The organism is Pantoea sp. SGAir0184 (assembly GCF_043544755.1).
On sequence record NZ_CP028050.1, the window covers coordinates 1,953,972 to 1,971,846 of the forward strand.

The 17,875-nt window shown below is 54.8% G+C and carries 23 protein-coding genes; 13 read left to right on the forward strand and 10 right to left on the reverse strand.

Going from position 1 to position 17,875, the window contains the following annotated elements; genetic code table 11:
* Positions 1 to 60 precede the first annotated feature (60 nt).
* A complete protein-coding gene (locus tag C1N60_RS09135; RefSeq protein ID WP_058774583.1) occupies positions 61 to 708 on the forward strand; it encodes a bifunctional 4-hydroxy-2-oxoglutarate aldolase/2-dehydro-3-deoxy-phosphogluconate aldolase in 648 nt (215 codons plus the stop codon).
* Between the two features lie 85 nt (positions 709 to 793).
* On the opposite strand, the gene purT is transcribed toward C1N60_RS09135, so the two are convergent.
* Positions 794 to 1,972 carry a formate-dependent phosphoribosylglycinamide formyltransferase gene (gene purT, locus C1N60_RS09140; RefSeq protein WP_394521710.1) on the reverse strand — a complete coding sequence of 393 codons (1,179 nt, stop codon included), beginning with the start codon at positions 1,970 to 1,972 and terminating at the stop codon, positions 794 to 796.
* Positions 1,973 to 2,133: 161 nt separating this feature from the next.
* Here purT and C1N60_RS09145 point away from each other — a divergent pair, with 161 nt between their 5' ends.
* Both C1N60_RS09145 and C1N60_RS09150 read left to right on the forward strand, forming a co-directional pair.
* The gene (locus C1N60_RS09145; protein WP_058757517.1) at positions 2,134 to 2,775 is read left to right on the forward strand and encodes a tellurite resistance TerB family protein; all 642 of its coding nucleotides are present in this window, start codon (positions 2,134 to 2,136) and stop codon (positions 2,773 to 2,775) included.
* Between the two features lie 119 nt (positions 2,776 to 2,894).
* Entirely contained in the window at positions 2,895 to 4,958 is a 2,064-nt protein-coding gene (locus tag C1N60_RS09150) for a S9 family peptidase (protein WP_222986596.1), read from the forward strand.
* Here the strand turns inward: C1N60_RS09150 and exoX are convergent.
* Complete coding sequence (gene exoX, locus C1N60_RS09155) at positions 4,952 to 5,620, reverse strand: exodeoxyribonuclease X (RefSeq protein WP_021509985.1); 669 nt, start codon at positions 5,618 to 5,620, stop codon at positions 4,952 to 4,954. The two genes, C1N60_RS09150 and exoX, sit on opposite strands and share 7 nt — an antisense overlap.
* A 3-nt stretch (positions 5,621 to 5,623) precedes the next feature.
* Positions 5,624 to 5,854: a DNA polymerase III subunit theta gene (locus C1N60_RS09160; RefSeq protein WP_010616356.1), complete on the reverse strand. Its 231-nt coding sequence runs from the start codon at positions 5,852 to 5,854 to the stop codon at positions 5,624 to 5,626.
* 153 nt (positions 5,855 to 6,007) lie between these two features.
* Here C1N60_RS09160 and copC point away from each other — a divergent pair, with 153 nt between their 5' ends.
* The 8 genes from copC to C1N60_RS09200 all read left to right on the forward strand — a co-directional run bounded on the left by copC (position 6,008) and on the right by C1N60_RS09200 (position 11,344).
* On the forward strand, positions 6,008 to 6,385 hold the full coding sequence (copC, locus tag C1N60_RS09165) for a copper homeostasis periplasmic binding protein CopC (protein ID WP_127834156.1): 378 nt from the start codon (positions 6,008 to 6,010) through the stop codon (positions 6,383 to 6,385).
* Positions 6,385 to 7,266, forward strand: a complete 882-nt coding sequence (gene copD / locus C1N60_RS09170; RefSeq protein WP_159378105.1) for a copper homeostasis membrane protein CopD — start codon at positions 6,385 to 6,387, stop codon at positions 7,264 to 7,266. Before copC ends, copD begins: the two co-directional genes overlap by 1 nt.
* 28 nt (positions 7,267 to 7,294) lie before the next feature.
* Positions 7,295 to 7,642: a YebY family protein gene (locus C1N60_RS09175; RefSeq protein WP_031280196.1), complete on the forward strand. Its 348-nt coding sequence runs from the start codon at positions 7,295 to 7,297 to the stop codon at positions 7,640 to 7,642.
* A 1,036-nt stretch (positions 7,643 to 8,678) separates the two neighbouring features.
* Positions 8,679 to 8,993: a hypothetical protein gene (locus C1N60_RS09180; protein ID WP_058781987.1), complete on the forward strand. Its 315-nt coding sequence runs from the start codon at positions 8,679 to 8,681 to the stop codon at positions 8,991 to 8,993.
* Positions 8,994 to 9,448: 455 nt separating this feature from the next.
* The gene (locus C1N60_RS09185; RefSeq protein WP_394521711.1) at positions 9,449 to 10,078 is read left to right on the forward strand and encodes a hypothetical protein; all 630 of its coding nucleotides are present in this window, start codon (positions 9,449 to 9,451) and stop codon (positions 10,076 to 10,078) included.
* Positions 10,079 to 10,576: 498 nt separating this feature from the next.
* Positions 10,577 to 10,789 (forward strand): transcription antiterminator/RNA stability regulator CspE, encoded by a 213-nt coding sequence (locus C1N60_RS09190; RefSeq protein WP_394521712.1) that lies wholly within the window; start codon positions 10,577 to 10,579, stop codon positions 10,787 to 10,789.
* A gap of 20 nt (positions 10,790 to 10,809) precedes the next feature.
* Positions 10,810 to 10,959 (forward strand): cold shock small protein YmcF, encoded by a 150-nt coding sequence (locus C1N60_RS09195; protein ID WP_227746460.1) that lies wholly within the window; start codon positions 10,810 to 10,812, stop codon positions 10,957 to 10,959.
* Positions 10,960 to 11,215: 256 nt separating this feature from the next.
* A complete protein-coding gene (locus tag C1N60_RS09200; RefSeq protein ID WP_021510004.1) occupies positions 11,216 to 11,344 on the forward strand; it encodes a hypothetical protein in 129 nt (42 codons plus the stop codon).
* A gap of 110 nt (positions 11,345 to 11,454) precedes the next feature.
* Here C1N60_RS09200 and C1N60_RS09205 read toward each other — a convergent pair whose 3' ends face one another.
* From C1N60_RS09205 to C1N60_RS09220, 4 genes are all read right to left on the reverse strand, one after another.
* Positions 11,455 to 12,015 (reverse strand): diguanylate cyclase, encoded by a 561-nt coding sequence (locus C1N60_RS09205; protein ID WP_199188974.1) that lies wholly within the window; start codon positions 12,013 to 12,015, stop codon positions 11,455 to 11,457.
* A gap of 177 nt (positions 12,016 to 12,192) precedes the next feature.
* Entirely contained in the window at positions 12,193 to 12,363 is a 171-nt protein-coding gene (locus C1N60_RS09210; protein WP_058774586.1) for a hypothetical protein, read from the reverse strand.
* A 69-nt stretch (positions 12,364 to 12,432) separates the two neighbouring features.
* A complete protein-coding gene (locus C1N60_RS09215) occupies positions 12,433 to 12,825 on the reverse strand; it encodes a YgiW/YdeI family stress tolerance OB fold protein (RefSeq protein WP_058757753.1) in 393 nt (130 codons plus the stop codon).
* A gap of 75 nt (positions 12,826 to 12,900) precedes the next feature.
* Positions 12,901 to 13,131 carry a hypothetical protein gene (locus C1N60_RS09220; RefSeq protein WP_021510007.1) on the reverse strand — a complete coding sequence of 77 codons (231 nt, stop codon included), beginning with the start codon at positions 13,129 to 13,131 and terminating at the stop codon, positions 12,901 to 12,903.
* A 386-nt stretch (positions 13,132 to 13,517) separates the two neighbouring features.
* Between C1N60_RS09220 and C1N60_RS09225 the strand changes: the two genes are divergently transcribed.
* Complete coding sequence (locus tag C1N60_RS09225) at positions 13,518 to 13,688, forward strand: hypothetical protein (protein ID WP_164861043.1); 171 nt, start codon at positions 13,518 to 13,520, stop codon at positions 13,686 to 13,688.
* 43 nt (positions 13,689 to 13,731) lie between these two features.
* Here C1N60_RS09225 and C1N60_RS09230 read toward each other — a convergent pair whose 3' ends face one another.
* Entirely contained in the window at positions 13,732 to 14,493 is a 762-nt protein-coding gene (locus tag C1N60_RS09230; protein ID WP_193751821.1) for a hypothetical protein, read from the reverse strand.
* 232 nt (positions 14,494 to 14,725) lie between these two features.
* Complete coding sequence (locus C1N60_RS09235; protein ID WP_394521713.1) at positions 14,726 to 15,457, reverse strand: class I SAM-dependent methyltransferase; 732 nt, start codon at positions 15,455 to 15,457, stop codon at positions 14,726 to 14,728.
* A gap of 251 nt (positions 15,458 to 15,708) precedes the next feature.
* Here C1N60_RS09235 and C1N60_RS09240 point away from each other — a divergent pair, with 251 nt between their 5' ends.
* Positions 15,709 to 16,356: a metallophosphoesterase gene (locus C1N60_RS09240; RefSeq protein ID WP_394517463.1), complete on the forward strand. Its 648-nt coding sequence runs from the start codon at positions 15,709 to 15,711 to the stop codon at positions 16,354 to 16,356.
* A 6-nt stretch (positions 16,357 to 16,362) separates the two neighbouring features.
* Here C1N60_RS09240 and rsmF read toward each other — a convergent pair whose 3' ends face one another.
* Positions 16,363 to 17,787, reverse strand: coding sequence for a 16S rRNA (cytosine(1407)-C(5))-methyltransferase RsmF (gene rsmF, locus C1N60_RS09245; RefSeq protein ID WP_394521747.1), 1,425 nt, complete (start codon positions 17,785 to 17,787; stop codon positions 16,363 to 16,365).
* Positions 17,788 to 17,875 lie beyond the last annotated feature (88 nt).

The window sequence follows — 17,875 nt, forward strand, 5'->3', positions numbered from 1 at the left end:
GTAGGGCTCTCTTTCTGACAGCCGGACCGCGCGTCGGGTTGTCTCTCCTGAGGAAACGTAATGAAGAACTGGAAAACGAGTGCGGAACAGATCCTGACTACCGGCCCGGTTGTGCCGGTGATTGTCATCAACAAGCTGGAACATGCGGTGCCGATGGCCAAAGCGCTGGTCGCAGGTGGCGTACGCGTGCTGGAAGTGACGCTGCGCACGCCGGTGGCGATGGATGCGCTGCGGGCAATGATCAAAGAAGTTCCGGAAGCGATTGTGGGTGCCGGCACGGTGATCAATACCCAGCAGCTGAAAGAAGTGACCGACGCCGGTGCGCAGTTTGTCATTAGCCCGGGGCTCACCGAACCGCTGCTCAAGGCGGCGGTGGAAGGCCCGGTGCCGCTGATTCCAGGCATCAGCACCGTGTCAGAACTGATGGTCGGCATGGATTATGGTTTGCGCGAGTTCAAGTTCTTCCCGGCAGAGGCTAACGGTGGCGTCAAAGCGCTGGCGGCGATTGGTGGTCCATTCCCGCAGGTGCGTTTCTGCCCGACCGGCGGTATTTCTCCGGCCAACTATCGTGACTATCTGGCGCTGAAAAGCGTGCTGTGTATTGGCGGCTCGTGGCTGGTGCCAAACGATGCGCTGGAGAGCGGCGACTGGGATCGCATTACGCAGCTGGCGCGTGAGGCTGTGGCAGGTGCGGCTTCACCCCGCTGATCGCGAATAGCGCTGCCGCGTAACTGCAACGCGGCAGCGGTCAATTTTTGCGGGTGGTGATGGCGCTGCGTCACCACCCGGTCAATCAGCCCTGAACCTGCACGGCTGCGGCGCTGGCAATGGCGCGGGCCACGGCATCATCGGTGCTGTCACCGGTCGCCAGCGCGACACCCAGACGGCGCTGCCCCGCAATTTCCGGCTTACCAAACAGGCGCAGCTGCAAACCGGCGCCAAGTGCGGCTTCCACATTCACAAACTGCACGTTGTGGCTATCGAGCTGTGGCAGGATCACCGCCGAAGCAGCCGGTCCATACTGGCGAATGCCGCCAATCGGCAGGCCGAGGAAGGCGCGCACGTGCAGCGCGAACTCAGAGAGATCCTGCGAAATCAGCGTCACCATACCGGTATCGTGCGGACGCGGAGAGACTTCGCTGAACACCACCTCGTCGCCGCACACAAACAGCTCCACGCCAAACAGGCCGTAACCGCCCAGCGCTTTCACCACGTTAGCGGCGATGTCCTGCGCGCGCTGCAGGGCCAGTTCGCTCATCTGCTGCGGCTGCCAGGATTCACGATAATCACCGTCTTCCTGACGATGACCAATTGGCGCGCAAAAGTGGATGCCGTCCACCGCGCTGATGGTCAGCAGGGTGATTTCAAAATCGAACTTCACGACGCCCTCGACAATCACCCGGCCCGCGCCCGCGCGTCCGCCTTGCTGCGCGTAATCCCAGGCGTGATCCAGCTGGCTGGCTTCGCGAATGAAACTCTGGCCTTTACCGGAGGAGCTCATTACCGGTTTCACGATGCAGGGAAAACCGATCTCGTGCGCGGCCGCGACGAAATGCGCTTTGCTATCCGCAAACTGATAGGTTGAGGTTGGTAACGCCAGCTCTTCTGCCGCCAGACGGCGAATGCCTTCGCGGTTCATGGTCAGACGTGCAGCACGGGCCGTCGGCACCACTTTTTGCCCCTGTGCTTCCAGCTCCAGCAGTTTTTCGGTGGCGATGGCTTCGATTTCCGGCACCACAAAGTGGGGCTGCTCCTGCGCAATCAGCGCCGCCAGTGCGTCACCGTCCAGCATGTTAATGACGTGGCTGCGATGCGCAACGTGCATCGCCGGGGCATCGGCATAACGATCGACGGCGATCACTTCCACCCCGAGACGCTGACACTCCAGCGCCACCTCTTTGCCCAATTCACCTGAACCTAACAGCATGACACGCGTTGCGGCAGGTCGCAGCGCGGTTCCGAGAGTCGTCATAATTTCACCTTAGCAGTCAAAATGCGCGCGCAGTATAAACGAAAACGTTTGCGTACTCACGCATTGCGCACGTCCGGCTTTGCCATACTTTGCCGGCTCTGACGTTAACTGACACAGCGTGCGGCAGCATAGTGAGCGGAAACTTAAACAGGAGTTAAACGATGAGTAACTGGCTGCAGCAAATTCAATCGGTTCTGGCAAAGAAGGGCGGTGACGGCAAATCAGGCGGCCTGAGCGATATGCTGGCACCCGGCGCGCTGGGTGGCCTGGCGGGTTTACTGGTTGCCAGCAAATCGTCGCGCAAGCTGTTAACCAAATACGGCGGCACCGCGCTGCTGGTCGGCGGCGGGGCGGCGGCAGGCGCGGTACTGTGGAATAAATACAAGCAGCGCGTGCGGGAAACCCATCAGGATGAGCCTGCGTTTGGCCAACTGCAGACGCCGCTCGACCAGCGCGCGGAGCGACTGGTAACCGCGCTGGTGTTTGCTGCGAAAAGCGACGGGCACATTGACGATCGCGAGCGCACGGCCATCGAGCAGAATATCCATCAGGCCGGTTACGGGGCGCAGGCGGAAGCGCTGATTCAGCAGGCAATGAACCGTCCGCTCGATCCGCAGTGGCTGGCCGCCGACGTGAAAAACGAAGAGGAAGCGCTGGAGCTCTATTTCCTTAGCTGTGCGGCGATCGATGTCGATCATTTCATGGAACGCAGTTACCTCTCCGCGCTCGGTGATGCGCTGAAAATCCCGCAGGACGTGCGCGACGGTATTCAGCGCGACATCGCGGCGGAAAAAGCGGCCTGAGTCACGCCGGAGGCGGTTTCGGCGGCCTCCGGTTACACTTCGCGTGCGTTTCCGGCTTGGCTTCCTCTGCCAGAAGTGCCACGCTTGCAGGATGTCGTCTTTCAGGGAGAAACTCTGTAATGAATCAGCCGCAAGCGAAAAAAATCCCCCACCACATGACGTTACACGGCGAAACGCGCACCGATAACTATTTCTGGCTGCGTGATGATGACCGGCAAAACCCCGAGGTACTGGCTTATCTGGAGGCGGAAAACCGCTACGGTAAAGCAATGATGGCTTCTCAGGATGCGCTGCAGGATCGGGTACTGAAAGAGATCATCGATCGGCTACCGGCGCAGGACCACTCGGTACCGTACGTTAAACGCGGCTATCGCTACCAGAGCCGTTACGAAGCCGGCAATGAGTACGCGGCCTATTTCCGCCAGCCGGTGGATGCGCCCGCCGACCAGCCGTGGCAACTGCTGCTGGATGGCAACCAGCGCGCCGCGCACAGTGACTTTTACACCATGGGCACGCTGGATATCAGCCCGGATAACCAGGTGATGGCGCTGGCGGAAGATTTTTTATCGCGCCGCCAGTACGGCATCCGCTTTCGTAATCTCAACAGCGGCAGCTGGTATCCGGAGGTGCTGCGCGACGCGTCCTCCAGCGTGGCGTGGGCCAACGACTCACGCACCCTCTACTACGTACGCAAGCATCCGAAAACGCTGCTGGCTTATCAGGTGTGGCGTCACGAACTGGGGCATCCGCAGTCGGAAGATCAGCTGGTGTATGAAGAGCAGGATGAGTCTTTCCACCTCAGCGTGCATAAAACCACCTCGGAACACTTCATCCTGATCGCGCTGTTCAGCACAACTACCAGTGAAATTCTGCTGATTGACGCGGAATATCCGGACGCACAGCCGCAGGTGTTTTGTCCGCGGCGGCGCGATCATGAATACAGCATCGATCACTATGATCACCAGTTCTTCATTCGCTCCAACCGCGACGGCAAAAATTTCGGCCTGTACCGCAGCGCGTGGCTGGCTGAAGATCGCTGGCAAACCCTGATTCCGCCGCGCGACCACGTAGTGATGGAAGATTTCCAGCTGTTTCGTAACTGGCTGGTGGTCGAAGAGCGCCAGCGCGGAGTAAATACTCTGCGCCAGATTAACTGGGCCAGCGGCGAGAGTTACGGTATTGCCTTTGACGATCCGGCCTATGTCACCTGGCTGGCCTACAACCCCACGCCGGAAAGTGACACGCTGCGTTACGGCTACTCGTCGATGACGACGCCGACCACGCTGTTCGAACTGAACATGGAGACCGGCGAGCGGCGCATTCTCAAGCAAACCCCGGTGCCGGGCTTTGACTCTGCCGACTACAAAAGTGAACACCTGTGGATCACGGTGCGCGACGGCACGGAAGTGCCGGTCTCGCTGGTTTATCACCGCAAACACTTTCAGCGCGGCGCCAATCCGCTGCTGGCGTACGGCTACGGCGCCTATGGCAGCAGCATGGAGGCCAGTTTCGGCACCAGCCGCATCAGTTTGCTGGAGCGCGGTTTCATCTACGCGATTATCCACGTGCGCGGTGGCGGCGAGCTGGGCCAGCAGTGGTATGACGATGGACGGCTGCAACATAAAATGAACAGCTTCACCGATTTCATTGATGTTACCGAAGCGCTGGTGGCGAAAGGCTACGGCAACCCGCAGCAGCTGTACGCCATGGGCGGCAGTGCCGGAGGCTTGCTGATGGGCGGCGTGCTGAATATGGCGCCGCAGCTGTTTCACGGCGTGATCGCTCAGGTGCCGTTTGTCGATGTGGTCACGACCATGCTCGATCCGTCGATTCCGCTGACCACCGGTGAATATGATGAGTGGGGCAATCCGGAGCAGGCGGAATTCTATCGCTACATCCGCCAGTACAGCCCGTATGACAACGTGACGGCGCAGGCGTATCCGCACCTGCTGGTGACCACCGGGCTGCACGATTCGCAGGTACAGTACTGGGAGCCGGCGAAGTGGGTGGCAAAGCTGCGCGAGCTGCGCACCAACGATGCGCTGCTGTTACTCTGCACCGATATGGATTCCGGCCACGGCGGCAAATCAGGACGTTATAAATCCTATGAAGGCGTGGCGCAGGAGTTCACTTTCCTGATCGCCCTGGCGCAGGGCTCGCTGCCGCCGCGCAGCGATTACTGAGTGTCCTTAACGTATTTGCGCAGCGTCTGCCGCAGCGGCGCGCGCAAATCACGTACGTTTTCCAGTACCCAGCGCAGATAGCCCGGATCTTTACGCGCGATGCTGCCGATGCTCTGACCACGATATTTACCAAACGGGAACACTTCGTCGCTGACCGGCGCCGGCTGGCAGCGACTCACCATCTCGCTTGCGCTCCAGCCGGAGGTTTCCATAATGCGGATCAGCAGCGCGGCGGTGACGTAGCAATCGTACAGCGCGCGGTGCGCGTGCAGATCATCCGGCGGCGACACCTCAAGTTTCAGGCTGTGGCGCAGCGCCTGATTACCGTATTTAATGCCCGGCCACAGCTGGCGCGCCAGCGTCATGGTGCAGATCCATTCGCCCGGCATCGTCGGCAGCATGCGCCGGTCAAAGCTGGCGTTATGCGCCACATAGTGCGGGCTACCGTGATAGCGGCCAATTGCCTCTTCGATGGTCGGCTTGCCCACCACCATGGCTTCAGTGATGCGGTGCACTGCCATCGCCTGACGACTGATGGGCCGATCCGGGCAGATCAGATCGCTCATCGGATTGACGATCTGGCCGTCAATGACATCCACCGACGCCACTTCCACCACGCCGCCTTGCAGCCCACAGGTTTCCGTATCGATTACGCGTAACATAAATTATTTCTGCTTAGGTTCGTAGGGCAGGCGGGAGAGGCTGAGCGATGCCTGGCGATAGGCCATCAGGCGCTGACGGAACCAGTCGCGCAGCGCTTCCGGCTGCTCGCGCTCCACCATCTCGGCGATCACCGGCATGTTGTAGCGCTCTTTAAACGCCACGCCAGCGGCGGCGAGATCGACGTTTACTTTGTCTTTCTCTTCCTGCGACAGCAGGGCAAGGTTTTGGCTCATGCTTTTCTCCTGATAAACAGGGGCAAAAATAATGGTTTCGCCCTGCTGGATCAAGGGAATTGGATCGCACCGCAAGTCTCGACAGCCTAAAAGCAGCGGCGTATCCTGCTGCCACATTTGCGGCGCAGTGCCGCAGTTAAAAGGGAAGACGTGATGATGAAAACTGCATCCAGGCGCGTTATCGCGCTACTGCTGGCGGGCGCGACGCTGGGCTTCAGCCAGCTGGCTCTGGCACATGCCCACCTCAAAGCCCCGGTGCCGGCGGATAACGCCATGGTGGAGCGCGCGCCGCAGCAACTCACCCTGACATTCACCGAAGATATTGAACCGGCATTCAGCGGCGTGGAAATGATCAACGCGCAGCAGCAACCGGTGGCGCTGGAGAAAGCCCAGCTGAATCCGCAGCAGCACGATCAGCTGATTGTGCCGATCGCCCAGCCGCTGGCGTCGGGTCATTATCAGGTCAACTGGCACGTGCTGTCAGTGGACGGCCACAAAACCAAAGGTAGCTACAGCTTCAGCGTGAAGTAATGAGTCTTAGCGCGTTCTGGATCGGCCTGCGGGCGCTGCATTTTCTGGCGCTGTTTCTGCTGACCGGCAGTGCATTTTATACCGCGCTGCTGGCGCCGGCGCGCTACCGACCGGTGCTGGCACAGCGCTGGCGATGGCTGATGGGATACAGCGCCGTGCTGAGTTTACTCAGTGCGCTGTTGATGCTGGCAACGCAGACCGGGCTGATGAGCGGCGACTGGCGCAGTATCACCAGCATCGACGTCTGGCTGGCGGTGCTGGGCACGCGTTTCGGCGCGGTGTGGCGCTGGGTTATCCTGTTTGCCCTGCTCAGCACGCTGGCGCTGCGCCTGCGTGGTAATTTGCGCCAGCAGGCGTTACTGGTGAGCGCGCTGTTGCAGCTGGTGGCGCTGGCGGGCGTCGGCCATGCGGCGATGCGCGACGGCATGGCGGGACTGCTGCAGCAGGGAAATCATGCGCTGCACTTGATCGCGGCCGCCTTCTGGGCCGGTGGTCTGCTGCCGCTGCTGCTATTAATGCGCGAGGCGCGTAACATTGCCTGGCGCACCGATGCCATTCGCAGCATGATGCGCTTTTCACGCTATGGTCATCTGGCCGTGGCGCTGGCGATTGTTACCGGCACGGTCAACAGCCTGCTGATTGCCGGTACGCCGCTCAACTGGGCCGCCACGCTGTGGAGCGAGCTGCTGGTGAGCAAAGCGTTGCTGGTGGCACTGATGGTGCTGATTGCGCTGCTTAATCGCTATCTGCTGGTGCCGCGTTTCCGCCTGGCCGCCAGCCGGGCACCGAAACTTTTTATCCGTCTGACGCAGCTCGAGCTGCTGCTGGCGTTGATTGTTATCGGGCTGGTGAGCGTGTTTGCTACGCTGTCGCCGGCCTGAATCTGTTAAAAGATGAGATGAGGTCGAGATTTTGCTGAAGAAACTGATTCCAGCTGGGTTACTGATGGCGTTGTGCAGCCAGGCGTTCGCCGGGCAGATTATCACCGTCAGCCGTTTTGAAATTGGCAAAGATAAGTGGCCGTTCACCCGTGAAGAGGTGATGCTGACCTGCGAGAAAGATGGCGCGCTGTTTGCCATCAACCCCAGCACACTGCTGCAGTATCCGCTTAATGATAAAGCGCTGGCGCGCGGCAATGCCGGGCAGGGCACATTGCAGTCCATCGATACCATTCTTGCCGCCGATAAAGCGCATCCCGGACAAAAGATGAGCCTGCAGCCGATCGTCGATCGCGCCCAGCAGCTGTGCGGTAAATAATCCCTGCATTTTCAGGCGTAGCGCACATTTTTGCCGCTGCGCCTGCCAGCCGTTAGTGCCAGCCCGATCACAGAGTTGGCAGCTTTTGCCGGCGGCGAAGCCCGCTGGCTGGAAAATCACCGATGCTGGTCTACCTTTAAAAGGCAAGGCGTCCTCGCCTGCAAAAATGCCAACTTTTAGCGCACGGCTCTCAACGAGCCATTTCCCTGGACCCGATACAGGAATCGTATTGGGTCTTTTTTTATCTGTATGTTATTAAAGGATATTTTTCAGGCTTGTGCGAAGATGTCCGAAAATTTTCCGAAATATTCATACTCAGGTTAAATCATCACGTATTCCTGACCGCGTCAATCCCGATACTTTTTGGTCCTGGACATGTTCTTGTAGCCTGGCAATCTTTGCGCAAATTTTCCCTAATTCTCCGCTGCGTATAAGCGGCATGTATTTCACTGACACCAGACTCTTAGACGCTACTTATCGCTCCTGAATGCCAACCACTCTGCCCAGCAATTTTCAGGGTCTATATCCCGATAGCCGCGGCTCTCCGCCATCGCCAAAGCAGTTTCACTATCCAGACTGATAGCTGTCGCTGCGTCTCTGATGTTATTTACTTCATCCTCAGTTAGTGGGCTGCCTTTCTCACTCTCCCTGCTAAGCAGAAGCGTGATAAGCGGGGGAACAAAAATTATGCTCATTTATACGCATCCTTATGATAAACCAGACTGCCGCCATGCGGGAACTACAGAGCGATGTTACTGTATTACTGCAGAAATTCTTTGAAAAATTCATGAAGCTCTGCCAGTTGTTGCTTCTCAGCTTCATGTGGTATGGAACAGCACGTTCATCCGCTCTTCGAACGCTACGCCCGACGCTACTAAATCCATGTTGAAGTTTTCTCAATATTCTTAGCTGCGTGCTGCCAGGTCGTGAAGCATAAATGATATTATTACAAAAAGTGCACATTATTTCATTTTTTCTTGTAAATCTTAGCGCATGTATAGATTATTAACCCTCTTAAATTTGAAAAGGAATTAAAATGGCGAAGTATTCTGTGGTTTCTTATGTTGTTAGGATTGAAGCTGATGAAAAAAATATGGAAAGAGTTTTTCTGGATGCCGAGCTAATCAACTCAGGTGGCAACACGAAGATGTATTCATACTGGATGGTTGATGATACACGCGCATCTATACAGAGCATCTACGAAGATGTTCAGCAAGGGTTTGACTACGCTATCAAGAATTTTGGTAAAATTGAGATAAGTGAGTTTGAGGAGAGAATCTACTTATTTTTTGGTTTCCCATCGGTTTCCGGCAAGGTGAATCGACAGTATACAGGTAAGCGGATTAAATAATCATTGGTGAGGGGGGTCTTACCCCTTCTATGACTAGTCATTCTTTCTCAGGCGCCTTTTCTCATGAATATGTATAGATAACCCACAAATTTACGATTCGTCAGAGTCCCGGGCCGAAACTCCAGCTTCCGTCTCGTGGAGAATACTGATGATATGTTCGACGAAAATCGCTTCTTCATGTGGATGTCCTGATGTGACTTATGAAGGCATTACTAACATAGCGGTGTATCGATCGATGGGGAGCAGGTTAAAAGCGGTTTTCGAGACAATGATGTTAAGAGAATCCATGGTGAGTAGGTAGAGGGTTAAACCCATTTGTCTATTAAATTCAAGAGATCCAGGCTTGATCGGTTTGTAGGGTATATTATCATTCATAAGGCAGGGGAGATTATAGAACCTTACGAATGGACTACCGTGATGGAAGCAAGAAAACCTGTTATAAGAGGATAAGTCGCATGTCTGAAATACTTGAAACATTTGTCAAAGTGATATTGCCAATTATTTTGGCTTTGGTGGCAGTGCTTTCTTTTTTTAAAGAAATGTTTTTAACTAAACGACGCATTTTTGAGGAAAGAGAAAAGCTAAGTAAACTCAGTTATGATCTCTATAAAATTACTGAGGATGAAGAACTAAAGCGGCTTTCTATTGAATATGGCTATGCTGCAATCACTAAAGAGAGCTTTCTTAGTCTGCAGCAAAGAAGAGCTTTAGTTAGAAGTGAAAATCCTACTAGAGATATTGACTTGTTTGTAAAGTGTAGAGGGCTGCTTGATATTAAAACCGAGCCACTATCATTTGTTTGGAAGAAGAGAAAATACGCAAATAAATTTTATTTTGTAATCTCAATCTCTGCTAAGATAGCTCTGTACACAATCGGGGTGTTAATGTTTTTTTCGCCGCTAATTTACGGTGCATTACTGCCTGAATTTATTTTAGAGAAAATGAGTAATTTTTCAGCATTGGCAAAAATCGGTATGGCGTTATACGCATTGTCCGCAGGGGCATTTCTAGCGTATGTAAATCTTTCTGCCGCTGCAAGGCTGATCGACTCCTCGAAGCTCATCAAATGTCACACAGTGGATTAGAGACCATAAGGTGGTGGTGAAATCTCATCCGCAGCAGCCTTGAATTTTACGGGGCCATTTCATTACCGCCAATTATAATAATTCATTAAAAAATAATGATAGGAGCCGAAAGGTCTTTTTCCTCTTTTTTGGCTTGTTCTTTACAAGGTTGAATGGCAGCCATGACCGCAAGAAAATGATTATTTTTAAAGCCTGATGTTTCAAAAAGGGAAACAGTGAATAAATTTAACCACTTAAAATTTTAAACGCGGCGCAGTCACCGCTTCGTCATACCCGGAATTTATCAATAAATTTTATTACCCCTTGTGTTTATCCGCCAGACGTGCGTTAATGCATCTCCGGTCTGATAAGCAGACAGTCCCATAGTTAGTTCGTTTTGTATCTCTCATCTGTGTTAGTGCCTTTCCTGTGCCTTTCTCTTTGAGTTTTATCTCAGGTTCTGATGTGTCGCTGCGGTTCAGCCTCTAATGCCATATGGCTCATTATCAAGGTATAAACATGTCAAATAAAATGCTCGGTACAGTAAAATGGTTCAACGCTGAGAAAGGTTTCGGCTTCATTTCTCCGGAAGACGGCAGCAAAGACGTTTTCGTCCATTTCTCTGCCATTCAGGGAACTGACTTCCGTTCACTCGATGACGGTCAGAACGTTGAATTCTCTGTAGAAAACGGCCCTAAAGGTCCGTCAGCTGTTAACGTTACAGGTCTCTGATTATTACAGTAATTAATGCTATGAGATGCCCACAATGTCAGGGCTCTCAATATCGCCAGTCCGTTTTTGACAGGAACAGGCAAAATCCACTCGGCGCAAAATGTATTTTTTGTAAGTCGATTATGATTGCCATTGCCTCGTCGTTGTATATGATGAAAGAAGCGAATTAATTCAGTTGTGTTATTCATGTGGCGAAATAAATTAATAACCACACCTGATGACTAACGCAGCGAGTACCCTATTATTGGTCACCTTCGGGTGGCCTTTTTTGTTTATCGCGTTAGCCGAGGGCAGGCGATAAGCAAAGCGTTAACCCATAACTAATTTACTTCTTACGCTTAATTCACAGATGCGTGATAAACCCGCTGGGCTGAAGGATAACGCAACTAAAATAGTTATTACCCAATGTGGGGTATGGAGGTGCTTATGTCAGAACGACCCGATGATGTCACTCCGCTGCCTGATGATGCGCAGGTGCCCGGCGAAGAGCCGCTTGATGACGATGATGATACCGGCACCGGATTGCCTGAAGACGATGGGCAAAAACCGATCTAATCGATAAACCTCCCGCGGGAGGTTTTTTTATCGTGTGGGTATTGGCTGTGGTGGAATCAATAGCTTCCCCAATCATCCACATTACCATTCAGCACGGTGGTTTATGCTGTTCACGTTGAGGCGTTTTTCTTCGCGCGCCGGGTACGCAGATATTCTTCCAGATAAGGCAGCAGTTCAAACACCACGATTGCGCACAGTACGCCAATAATATAACCCTGCGGCAGCGGATCGGCACGTAGCGTTAGAGTAAACCGGGGCGCTTCATTGCCGGCCCCAAATAGCGCGAGAAATTGCGGCCAGTGACGGGAGATCACCAGTAGCAGCGCCATCAGCGGCACCATTTCGAGAAAACTGTGGATGTGTTGTTCGACCGGCGTCACTTTTCTGCTTTTCACCGCATAGCTGACGTCCCACAACGCAGTGGCTTCATGACAAAAAAACAGCACGATCATTAACGCAATAATCAGCGCATTCACCTCAAGAAATAATGCCAGCAGCAGCGGAGTGCCCATCTCCAGAAACATTAAAATATGTATCCACGTTTCTTTAACGCCGGAGGTATGCTCTATTTCTGTTGCACGATGACAAAGCCAGTCGGCAAAGCCAGCAATAAGCCAAACCGGTAGGACAAAATAGAGTAACAGCAACATTTGTGGATCAAGACTGTGCATCAGCATATCCTTTATTTCAGCGTAATAACCAAGCATAGCCATGAAAATTTAATCAGGGTAATGGTGGTGGGCGTTAATTAAGCCAGACGTAAAAATGCCGCCGGTAATAATACCCGGCGGCAATAAGGACAATAAATTTTCAGGGCAGGGCGCGGTAAGTACTGATGCCGCTAACGGTCAGGCCTGCGGCTGACCTACCGGCCCTTTACTCATTGGACCGCCGGGCACCGGTTGTTCTGCAGGGACATTAGGGCGTCCGTCCGGGCCAATTGGCCGTTCAGGTTGCTGACAGCCAGCCAGCGCGGTCAGGGTGGAGAGGATTAACAGACTGGCAAACAGGCTCTTCATGCGATGATTTCCTGCGAATGGAAAGATAACGTCCGCCGCACACGCGACGGCGGACCGGACAATAATGCATTAAGGTTCTTCGATACGTGCAACATCGACGCGGGTATTTTCGCCCCGGCCATATACTTTGCCGCTCACCCGGACCTGATCCTCGGCGTTATAGGTTTTGCCTTTGAAGGTATCGGCTGCAGCCTTAATGGTCACGGTGCCGGTGCTGTCGCGGAATTGATAATTATCACCGCTTAACTTTTTAACGATATAGCCTTCCAGCGTGACATAGCCGCCCTGACGAAAATCCCGAATCTGTTCGATATGTGTCTGGCCGGTATCTTCAGAACCTTTATAACCGGCGTCCTGTTGTTTCTGCGGCGGCGGGGTTTTACCGCCCTCAAAGCCGCCCTGTTCAGCGATAGCGCCCAGACTAAACACCATCAGCAGTGACGCCAGTACCGTTTTTTTCATCATAATCATTCCCTCATGATTGCAACATTCCACAATGACTTAAGCCTGGCACAGGATCGCGCATCGCGGGAGCCGTTACGCTGAATCGTTATTTAACACGCTGGCCGGAATGTCGATGCGATCGCCCAGCGACCAGCGTTTCTGCCCCAGCACGCGCTGCGGCGTGGTGTCCGGTACGTTGAAATAGTAACCGGCGGCGCCGTTATCGTCGGGCTGCGCTTCGAACAGCGTGTCCGGACGGATGCCCATCTCATTGAGGTCGTCGTCGCTTAACGCAAGGTAGGTGGCTAATGCAGACTGGCTCATGGCTTTCCTCCTGTCTTATGGGTACGTATTCAGTTAAGCATCGATTGGTATTTATGCCATCGGCTGCGCTTATTGCAGGCGGTGATGATTTGACGAACGCCAGATGCTGTTCTTGACTGAGTCGTACAGGCATTAAATTGAGGTTGCTACCATGACTGAGCTATTCCATATTATTTCCGTCGGTACCCTTGTTGCCGGACTTTATTTGCTCAATTAGCGCAATTATTAAGCGCGATAACATTGCGTGAGATAATACACAAGTGACGTTGTCACATGTGATGCATTGTTATGCTGAGCGCAACACAGCGGATATTTGCAGCAGCCAGCCACAGCGAAAAATGGTATAACAGGGCGCATTGATTGATGGCCGCTTAACAGGATTTCGCATGGCAGCAAATACACAATATCTTCTCTGGGTGATGATTGGCACGCTCACCATTCTGAGCATTTTTATCGGCGCGATTGTCGGTCAGGCCAAAACGCCGCGCACCGGTTTGCTGACCTTTGCCGGTTTGTTTGTCGGTTTTATGCTGGCGATCTTTTTAATCACGCGTTAACCGGGGATTCGTCATAGCCAACCTATGATTCTCAGCTGCGCCGTTACCAACCGCTGCCGTTGCGAATATGGCCCCAGCGCGGGGTGATATTCTGCTCCAGCTGATATATCAGCGCCAGAATCAGGTTGAGGTTATAGCGGGTCACCTCATTATGTTGCGTGATACAGGGTGATGACGATTCTATCAGATTGAAATTACTGTATTTTTCCAGCAGCCCGAGGTGCGGTAACACTTCCTGCTCGCGCTGATGATCGGCCAGAGCAGTAAACAAATAAATATTTTTCTGCGTCTGGCGATCGCGTCGCAGGGCATTGGGCAGGTATTTATTTAGCAACGCGACCGCAGCCGGGCTTATCTCTCCCATCATCGCTTTACCCACACTGGGCCAAATCTGGCTTGCATAGTCACCGAGAAAAAACTGCGGCACTGCAGTAATAATGTTTCTGATGTTGTGGCGGATACCGAAGTAGAGCGCGGCACTGCCGCCTTTCGACGCGCCCAGAATGGTCACATCAGAAGGTTGGGTTAGCTCAATCACCGCCCGGATGAGCTGACTGACGCCGTGCTCGATGTTGAACTGGAGATTGTTACACAGGTAATACGCTGGCAAACCGTTGAAATCGTCTTTGATCCATAACACGGCTGCGCGGGTGTGCTCCAGCAAAGTAAAATCATACACGGTAGGATCGGGCAGGTTAAACCCGGACATGACAATCAACAGATGCTGATTATCCAGACTGGCCGGTTTATAGCGATAGTGCACATCCAGGCCATTCAGATAGTTAAAGGTGTAGTCAGTGATCATGCGGGCTCCTGTGGGATTCAGCAGACAGAAGCGACACAAACGCAACGGGCATTAACAGCGCGCCAGATCAATAGTTGAGAATGATAGTTAATATCATTTAACTTGTTCGGAATAATCTTAAGCGTTACAGTAGGTGCCGTCCCTTACAGAGCTAACACCTTGATTGAGTGCCGGAGATAAGCGCCGGGGGGAATTTTCACAGGGCTGCAGGATGCAGCCACTGCTGAAAACCTTACAGCGGCCTGCGCGCCGCCAGCAAAAACAGCATCGGACGCTCGCGCTCCTCATCCAGCGCCGGATTCTCCGCTACCTGCTGTACATCCGGACCCCACTCATCCAGCCGTTCAATCACCAGACCGGCGGCAATCAGCGCGTTAATCCAGGTTGCCAGCTTGCGGTGCTGCTTCTTCACGCCGGCGGCAAACCAGTTGCTGATCCGTTCCCCTTCCTGCTGATACTGATTGACTGGCCAGCTGCGCTGCCCGGCATCATCGATGAACCACTCCTGCTGACGCGGAGCGGTATAAATCGGATGCTCGCATGAAAACACCAGCGCGCCGCCGGGACGTAACGCATGAAAAATCGTGGCAAACAGGGCGTCGATATGGCTGAGATAGTGTAGCGCCAGCGAACTGTACACCACATCAAAAGTGCTGCTGAGCTGCAGGGTTTCGAGGTCAGCGCGCTGGTAAGTGATGCCTGGCCGATCGGTCATGGCAGCGGCCTGCGCCAGCATTTTTTCTGACACATCCAGCCCCAGCACTTCACGCGCGCCTTGCTGCTGCGCATAACGACAAAACCAGCCGTAGCCGCAGCCCAAATCCAGCACGCGCTGGTCACGCAGTTCAGGCAGCATTGCCCGCAGCGCGGGCCACTCGGGCGCGCCGTCCAGTCCGTTGACCGACCGCGGCAGGGTGGCATAGCCAGCAAAAAATTCGGGGTTATCGTAGATATTCTGACTCATGGAGACTCCTTTCAGTAAGACGCAAAGGAGTGTAAGCGTTTAGCGCGGCATGAAACACCGCTCAGCCAACAAAAAGCAGATGCACCAGGCGCGCGAGCGACTCCAGCAGCAGCAGGCTGCCAATAAAAATCATCACGAGGATGCCAACAAACTGTTTCCGACTGCTCACGCTGATTCCTCCGCGGCTACCCCTCACCGGACTATACTTTATGCCGGGTTTACTAAACTTCCAGTCAACCGGGGCAGATTACATGTTTTATCAGACGCTGCGTGCAAATAACTGGCGCAATATTTGGGTGGTCGGTGATTTGCACGGCTGCCGCGTGCAGCTTGATGCGCAGCTGCTGCGGCAGGGCTTTGATCGGCAACAGGATCTGCTGCTATCGGTCGGGGATTTAATCGACCGCGGGCCGGACAGCCTTGGCTGTCTGCAACTGCTGGAAGAGCCGTGGTTCCGCTGCGTGCGCGGTAATCACGAGCAGATGGCACTCGATGCGCTGCAGGGCGACGATCCGATGCTGTGGATGATGAACGGCGGGGACTGGTTCTGGCAGCTGAGCGGTGCGCGGCTGATTGCCGCGCGTCATGCGCTGAAGCGCTGTGCCGAACTGCCGCTGATTTTACATCTGCAATTCGAGGAGCACGTCATCGTCATTGCTCATGCTGACTATCCTGCCAGTGCCTATGCACTGGGACAGGATGTCGACTGGCATCAGGTCGTCTGGAGCCGCGACCGGCTCGCTCGCCATCAGCGCGGTCGTTCGCAGCCGATCGCCGGTGCCAGTGCGTTCTACTTTGGCCATACGCCGCTGGAGCAGCCGCTTAACGCCGCGAATCAGCATTACATTGATACCGGCGCGGTATTTGGCAACCGGCTGACGCTGGTGCAGTTGCAGTAATGCGTGTTAGCGGAACAGCCGCCCGTCGCGCACCAGTTCACGCGGATAGCTGTTTTTGATGCGGCTTCCAACGCGTTTCGCCAGGCCCAGCGGCTGCTGCTGGTAGGTGACAATCACTTCATCACGCGCGGGCGGCGTGTCGGGATGGATATCCTGTCCGCGATACCAGCTTTCCGCCTGCGCTTCGTCCAGTTCGAACGCCAGCGCGCTGTCCGGTTGCGCCAGCGCCACCACCGCTTCATGCTGCCAGCGAAAGCCTTTCGGGAAGGTTTCTGCCAGTTTGAGACCGATACGCGAGAAACGCACTTTGCTGAGCCAGCTCTCCAGCGCCGCCGGGAACAGCCACAGCTCTTTGTCGCGCTGCCACAGTGTCAGGCTCTCATCCCAGTGCAGTCCCACCTTGTGCGCGGCCTGCGCCATCTCCGCCACCAGCTTGCGGCTGGCGGGCGAGAAGGGCAGCTTGCCGAGTTTGTAGGTCGGCGCCGGCAATGGCGGCACGCTGGCAGTTTTGCGCAGCCGCGCGACGAAAAAGCCTTCGCTGTCGAAGATATGCGGAAACACGTGCAGGAACCCTTCCGGCGTCAGCGCGCGTTCGGCACCAGCGAACAGATCGTTGAGCGGCACAATTTCCAGCGCCTGCGGATAGCGCTGCTGCAGCCAGGCAATCACCTGCTGGTTTTCGATAGTATTAAGCGTACAGGTCGAGTAAATCAGCGTGCCGCCCGGTTGCAGCGCGTGAAAAGCGCTGTCGAGTAAATCGCGCTGGGTGGCGGCGATGGCCTCGGTGCTGGCCAGCGTCCAGTTGCGCAGCGCGTCAGCATCTTTGCGCACCACGCCTTCGCCGGAGCAGGGCGCATCCAGCAGTACGGCATCGAACTGTTCCGGCAGCGCGGCACCAAAGACGCGCCCGTCAAAATGGGTCAGCGCCACATTGCTGACGCCGCAGCGGCTGATATTGGCATGCAGCACTTTCACCCGGCTGGCGGAGTATTCATTGGCGAGGATCGCGCCCTGATTGCACATCAGCGCGGCCATTTGCGTGGTTTTAGAGCCCGGCGCAGCGGCCACGTCCATCACCTGGCGGGCATCCGGCGCGGCGTCAAACAGCGCGGTGACCGGCAGCATTGAGCTGGCTTCCTGAATATAGAACAGACCGCTGAGGTGTTCCGCGACGCTGCCGAGCGGCAGCGATTCGTCATCACGCGCAATCCAGAAGCCTTCCCGACACCACGGAATCGGCGTCAGCTGCCAGCCGTAGCCCGCCACGCGCGTGAGAAAATCCTCCACGCTGATTTTCAGCGTATTGACGCGCAGACTGCGGCGCAGCGGCTGCTGACTGATGGCGAGAAAGCGTTCGAGTTCGGCCTCGTCGGCCAGGCTGGCGCGCATCAGCGCGAGAAAATCTTCAGGAAAACGATCGGACACGGATATCTACCGGACTAACAAAGTGAGGGCGAAGTGTAACGCCGAGCCCGGCTCAGGTACAGCCGTGTGCAATATCCCTGGCGCAAATAAGTCG

What these genes read in the sequence shown, in the direction of transcription:
- C1N60_RS09135 (WP_058774583.1), top strand. Translation starts at nt 61, where the DNA reads ATGAAGAACTGGAAAACGAGTGCGGAACAGATCCTGACTACCGGCCCG.
- purT (WP_394521710.1), bottom strand. Translation starts at nt 1,972, where the DNA reads ATGACGACTCTCGGAACCGCGCTGCGACCTGCCGCAACGCGTGTCATG.
- C1N60_RS09145 (WP_058757517.1), top strand. Translation starts at nt 2,134, where the DNA reads ATGAGTAACTGGCTGCAGCAAATTCAATCGGTTCTGGCAAAGAAGGGC.
- C1N60_RS09150 (WP_222986596.1), top strand. Translation starts at nt 2,895, where the DNA reads ATGAATCAGCCGCAAGCGAAAAAAATCCCCCACCACATGACGTTACAC.
- exoX (WP_021509985.1), bottom strand. Translation starts at nt 5,620, where the DNA reads ATGTTACGCGTAATCGATACGGAAACCTGTGGGCTGCAAGGCGGCGTG.
- C1N60_RS09160 (WP_010616356.1), bottom strand. Translation starts at nt 5,854, where the DNA reads ATGAGCCAAAACCTTGCCCTGCTGTCGCAGGAAGAGAAAGACAAAGTA.
- copC (WP_127834156.1), top strand. Translation starts at nt 6,008, where the DNA reads ATGATGAAAACTGCATCCAGGCGCGTTATCGCGCTACTGCTGGCGGGC.
- copD (WP_159378105.1), top strand. Translation starts at nt 6,385, where the DNA reads ATGAGTCTTAGCGCGTTCTGGATCGGCCTGCGGGCGCTGCATTTTCTG.
- C1N60_RS09180 (WP_058781987.1), top strand. Translation starts at nt 8,679, where the DNA reads ATGGCGAAGTATTCTGTGGTTTCTTATGTTGTTAGGATTGAAGCTGAT.
- C1N60_RS09185 (WP_394521711.1), top strand. Translation starts at nt 9,449, where the DNA reads ATGTCTGAAATACTTGAAACATTTGTCAAAGTGATATTGCCAATTATT.
- C1N60_RS09190 (WP_394521712.1), top strand. Translation starts at nt 10,577, where the DNA reads ATGTCAAATAAAATGCTCGGTACAGTAAAATGGTTCAACGCTGAGAAA.
- C1N60_RS09195 (WP_227746460.1), top strand. Translation starts at nt 10,810, where the DNA reads ATGAGATGCCCACAATGTCAGGGCTCTCAATATCGCCAGTCCGTTTTT.
- C1N60_RS09200 (WP_021510004.1), top strand. Translation starts at nt 11,216, where the DNA reads ATGTCAGAACGACCCGATGATGTCACTCCGCTGCCTGATGATGCGCAG.
- C1N60_RS09205 (WP_199188974.1), bottom strand. Translation starts at nt 12,015, where the DNA reads ATGCACAGTCTTGATCCACAAATGTTGCTGTTACTCTATTTTGTCCTA.
- C1N60_RS09210 (WP_058774586.1), bottom strand. Translation starts at nt 12,363, where the DNA reads ATGAAGAGCCTGTTTGCCAGTCTGTTAATCCTCTCCACCCTGACCGCG.
- C1N60_RS09215 (WP_058757753.1), bottom strand. Translation starts at nt 12,825, where the DNA reads ATGAAAAAAACGGTACTGGCGTCACTGCTGATGGTGTTTAGTCTGGGC.
- C1N60_RS09220 (WP_021510007.1), bottom strand. Translation starts at nt 13,131, where the DNA reads ATGAGCCAGTCTGCATTAGCCACCTACCTTGCGTTAAGCGACGACGAC.
- C1N60_RS09225 (WP_164861043.1), top strand. Translation starts at nt 13,518, where the DNA reads ATGGCAGCAAATACACAATATCTTCTCTGGGTGATGATTGGCACGCTC.
- C1N60_RS09230 (WP_193751821.1), bottom strand. Translation starts at nt 14,493, where the DNA reads ATGATCACTGACTACACCTTTAACTATCTGAATGGCCTGGATGTGCAC.
- C1N60_RS09235 (WP_394521713.1), bottom strand. Translation starts at nt 15,457, where the DNA reads ATGAGTCAGAATATCTACGATAACCCCGAATTTTTTGCTGGCTATGCC.
- C1N60_RS09240 (WP_394517463.1), top strand. Translation starts at nt 15,709, where the DNA reads ATGTTTTATCAGACGCTGCGTGCAAATAACTGGCGCAATATTTGGGTG.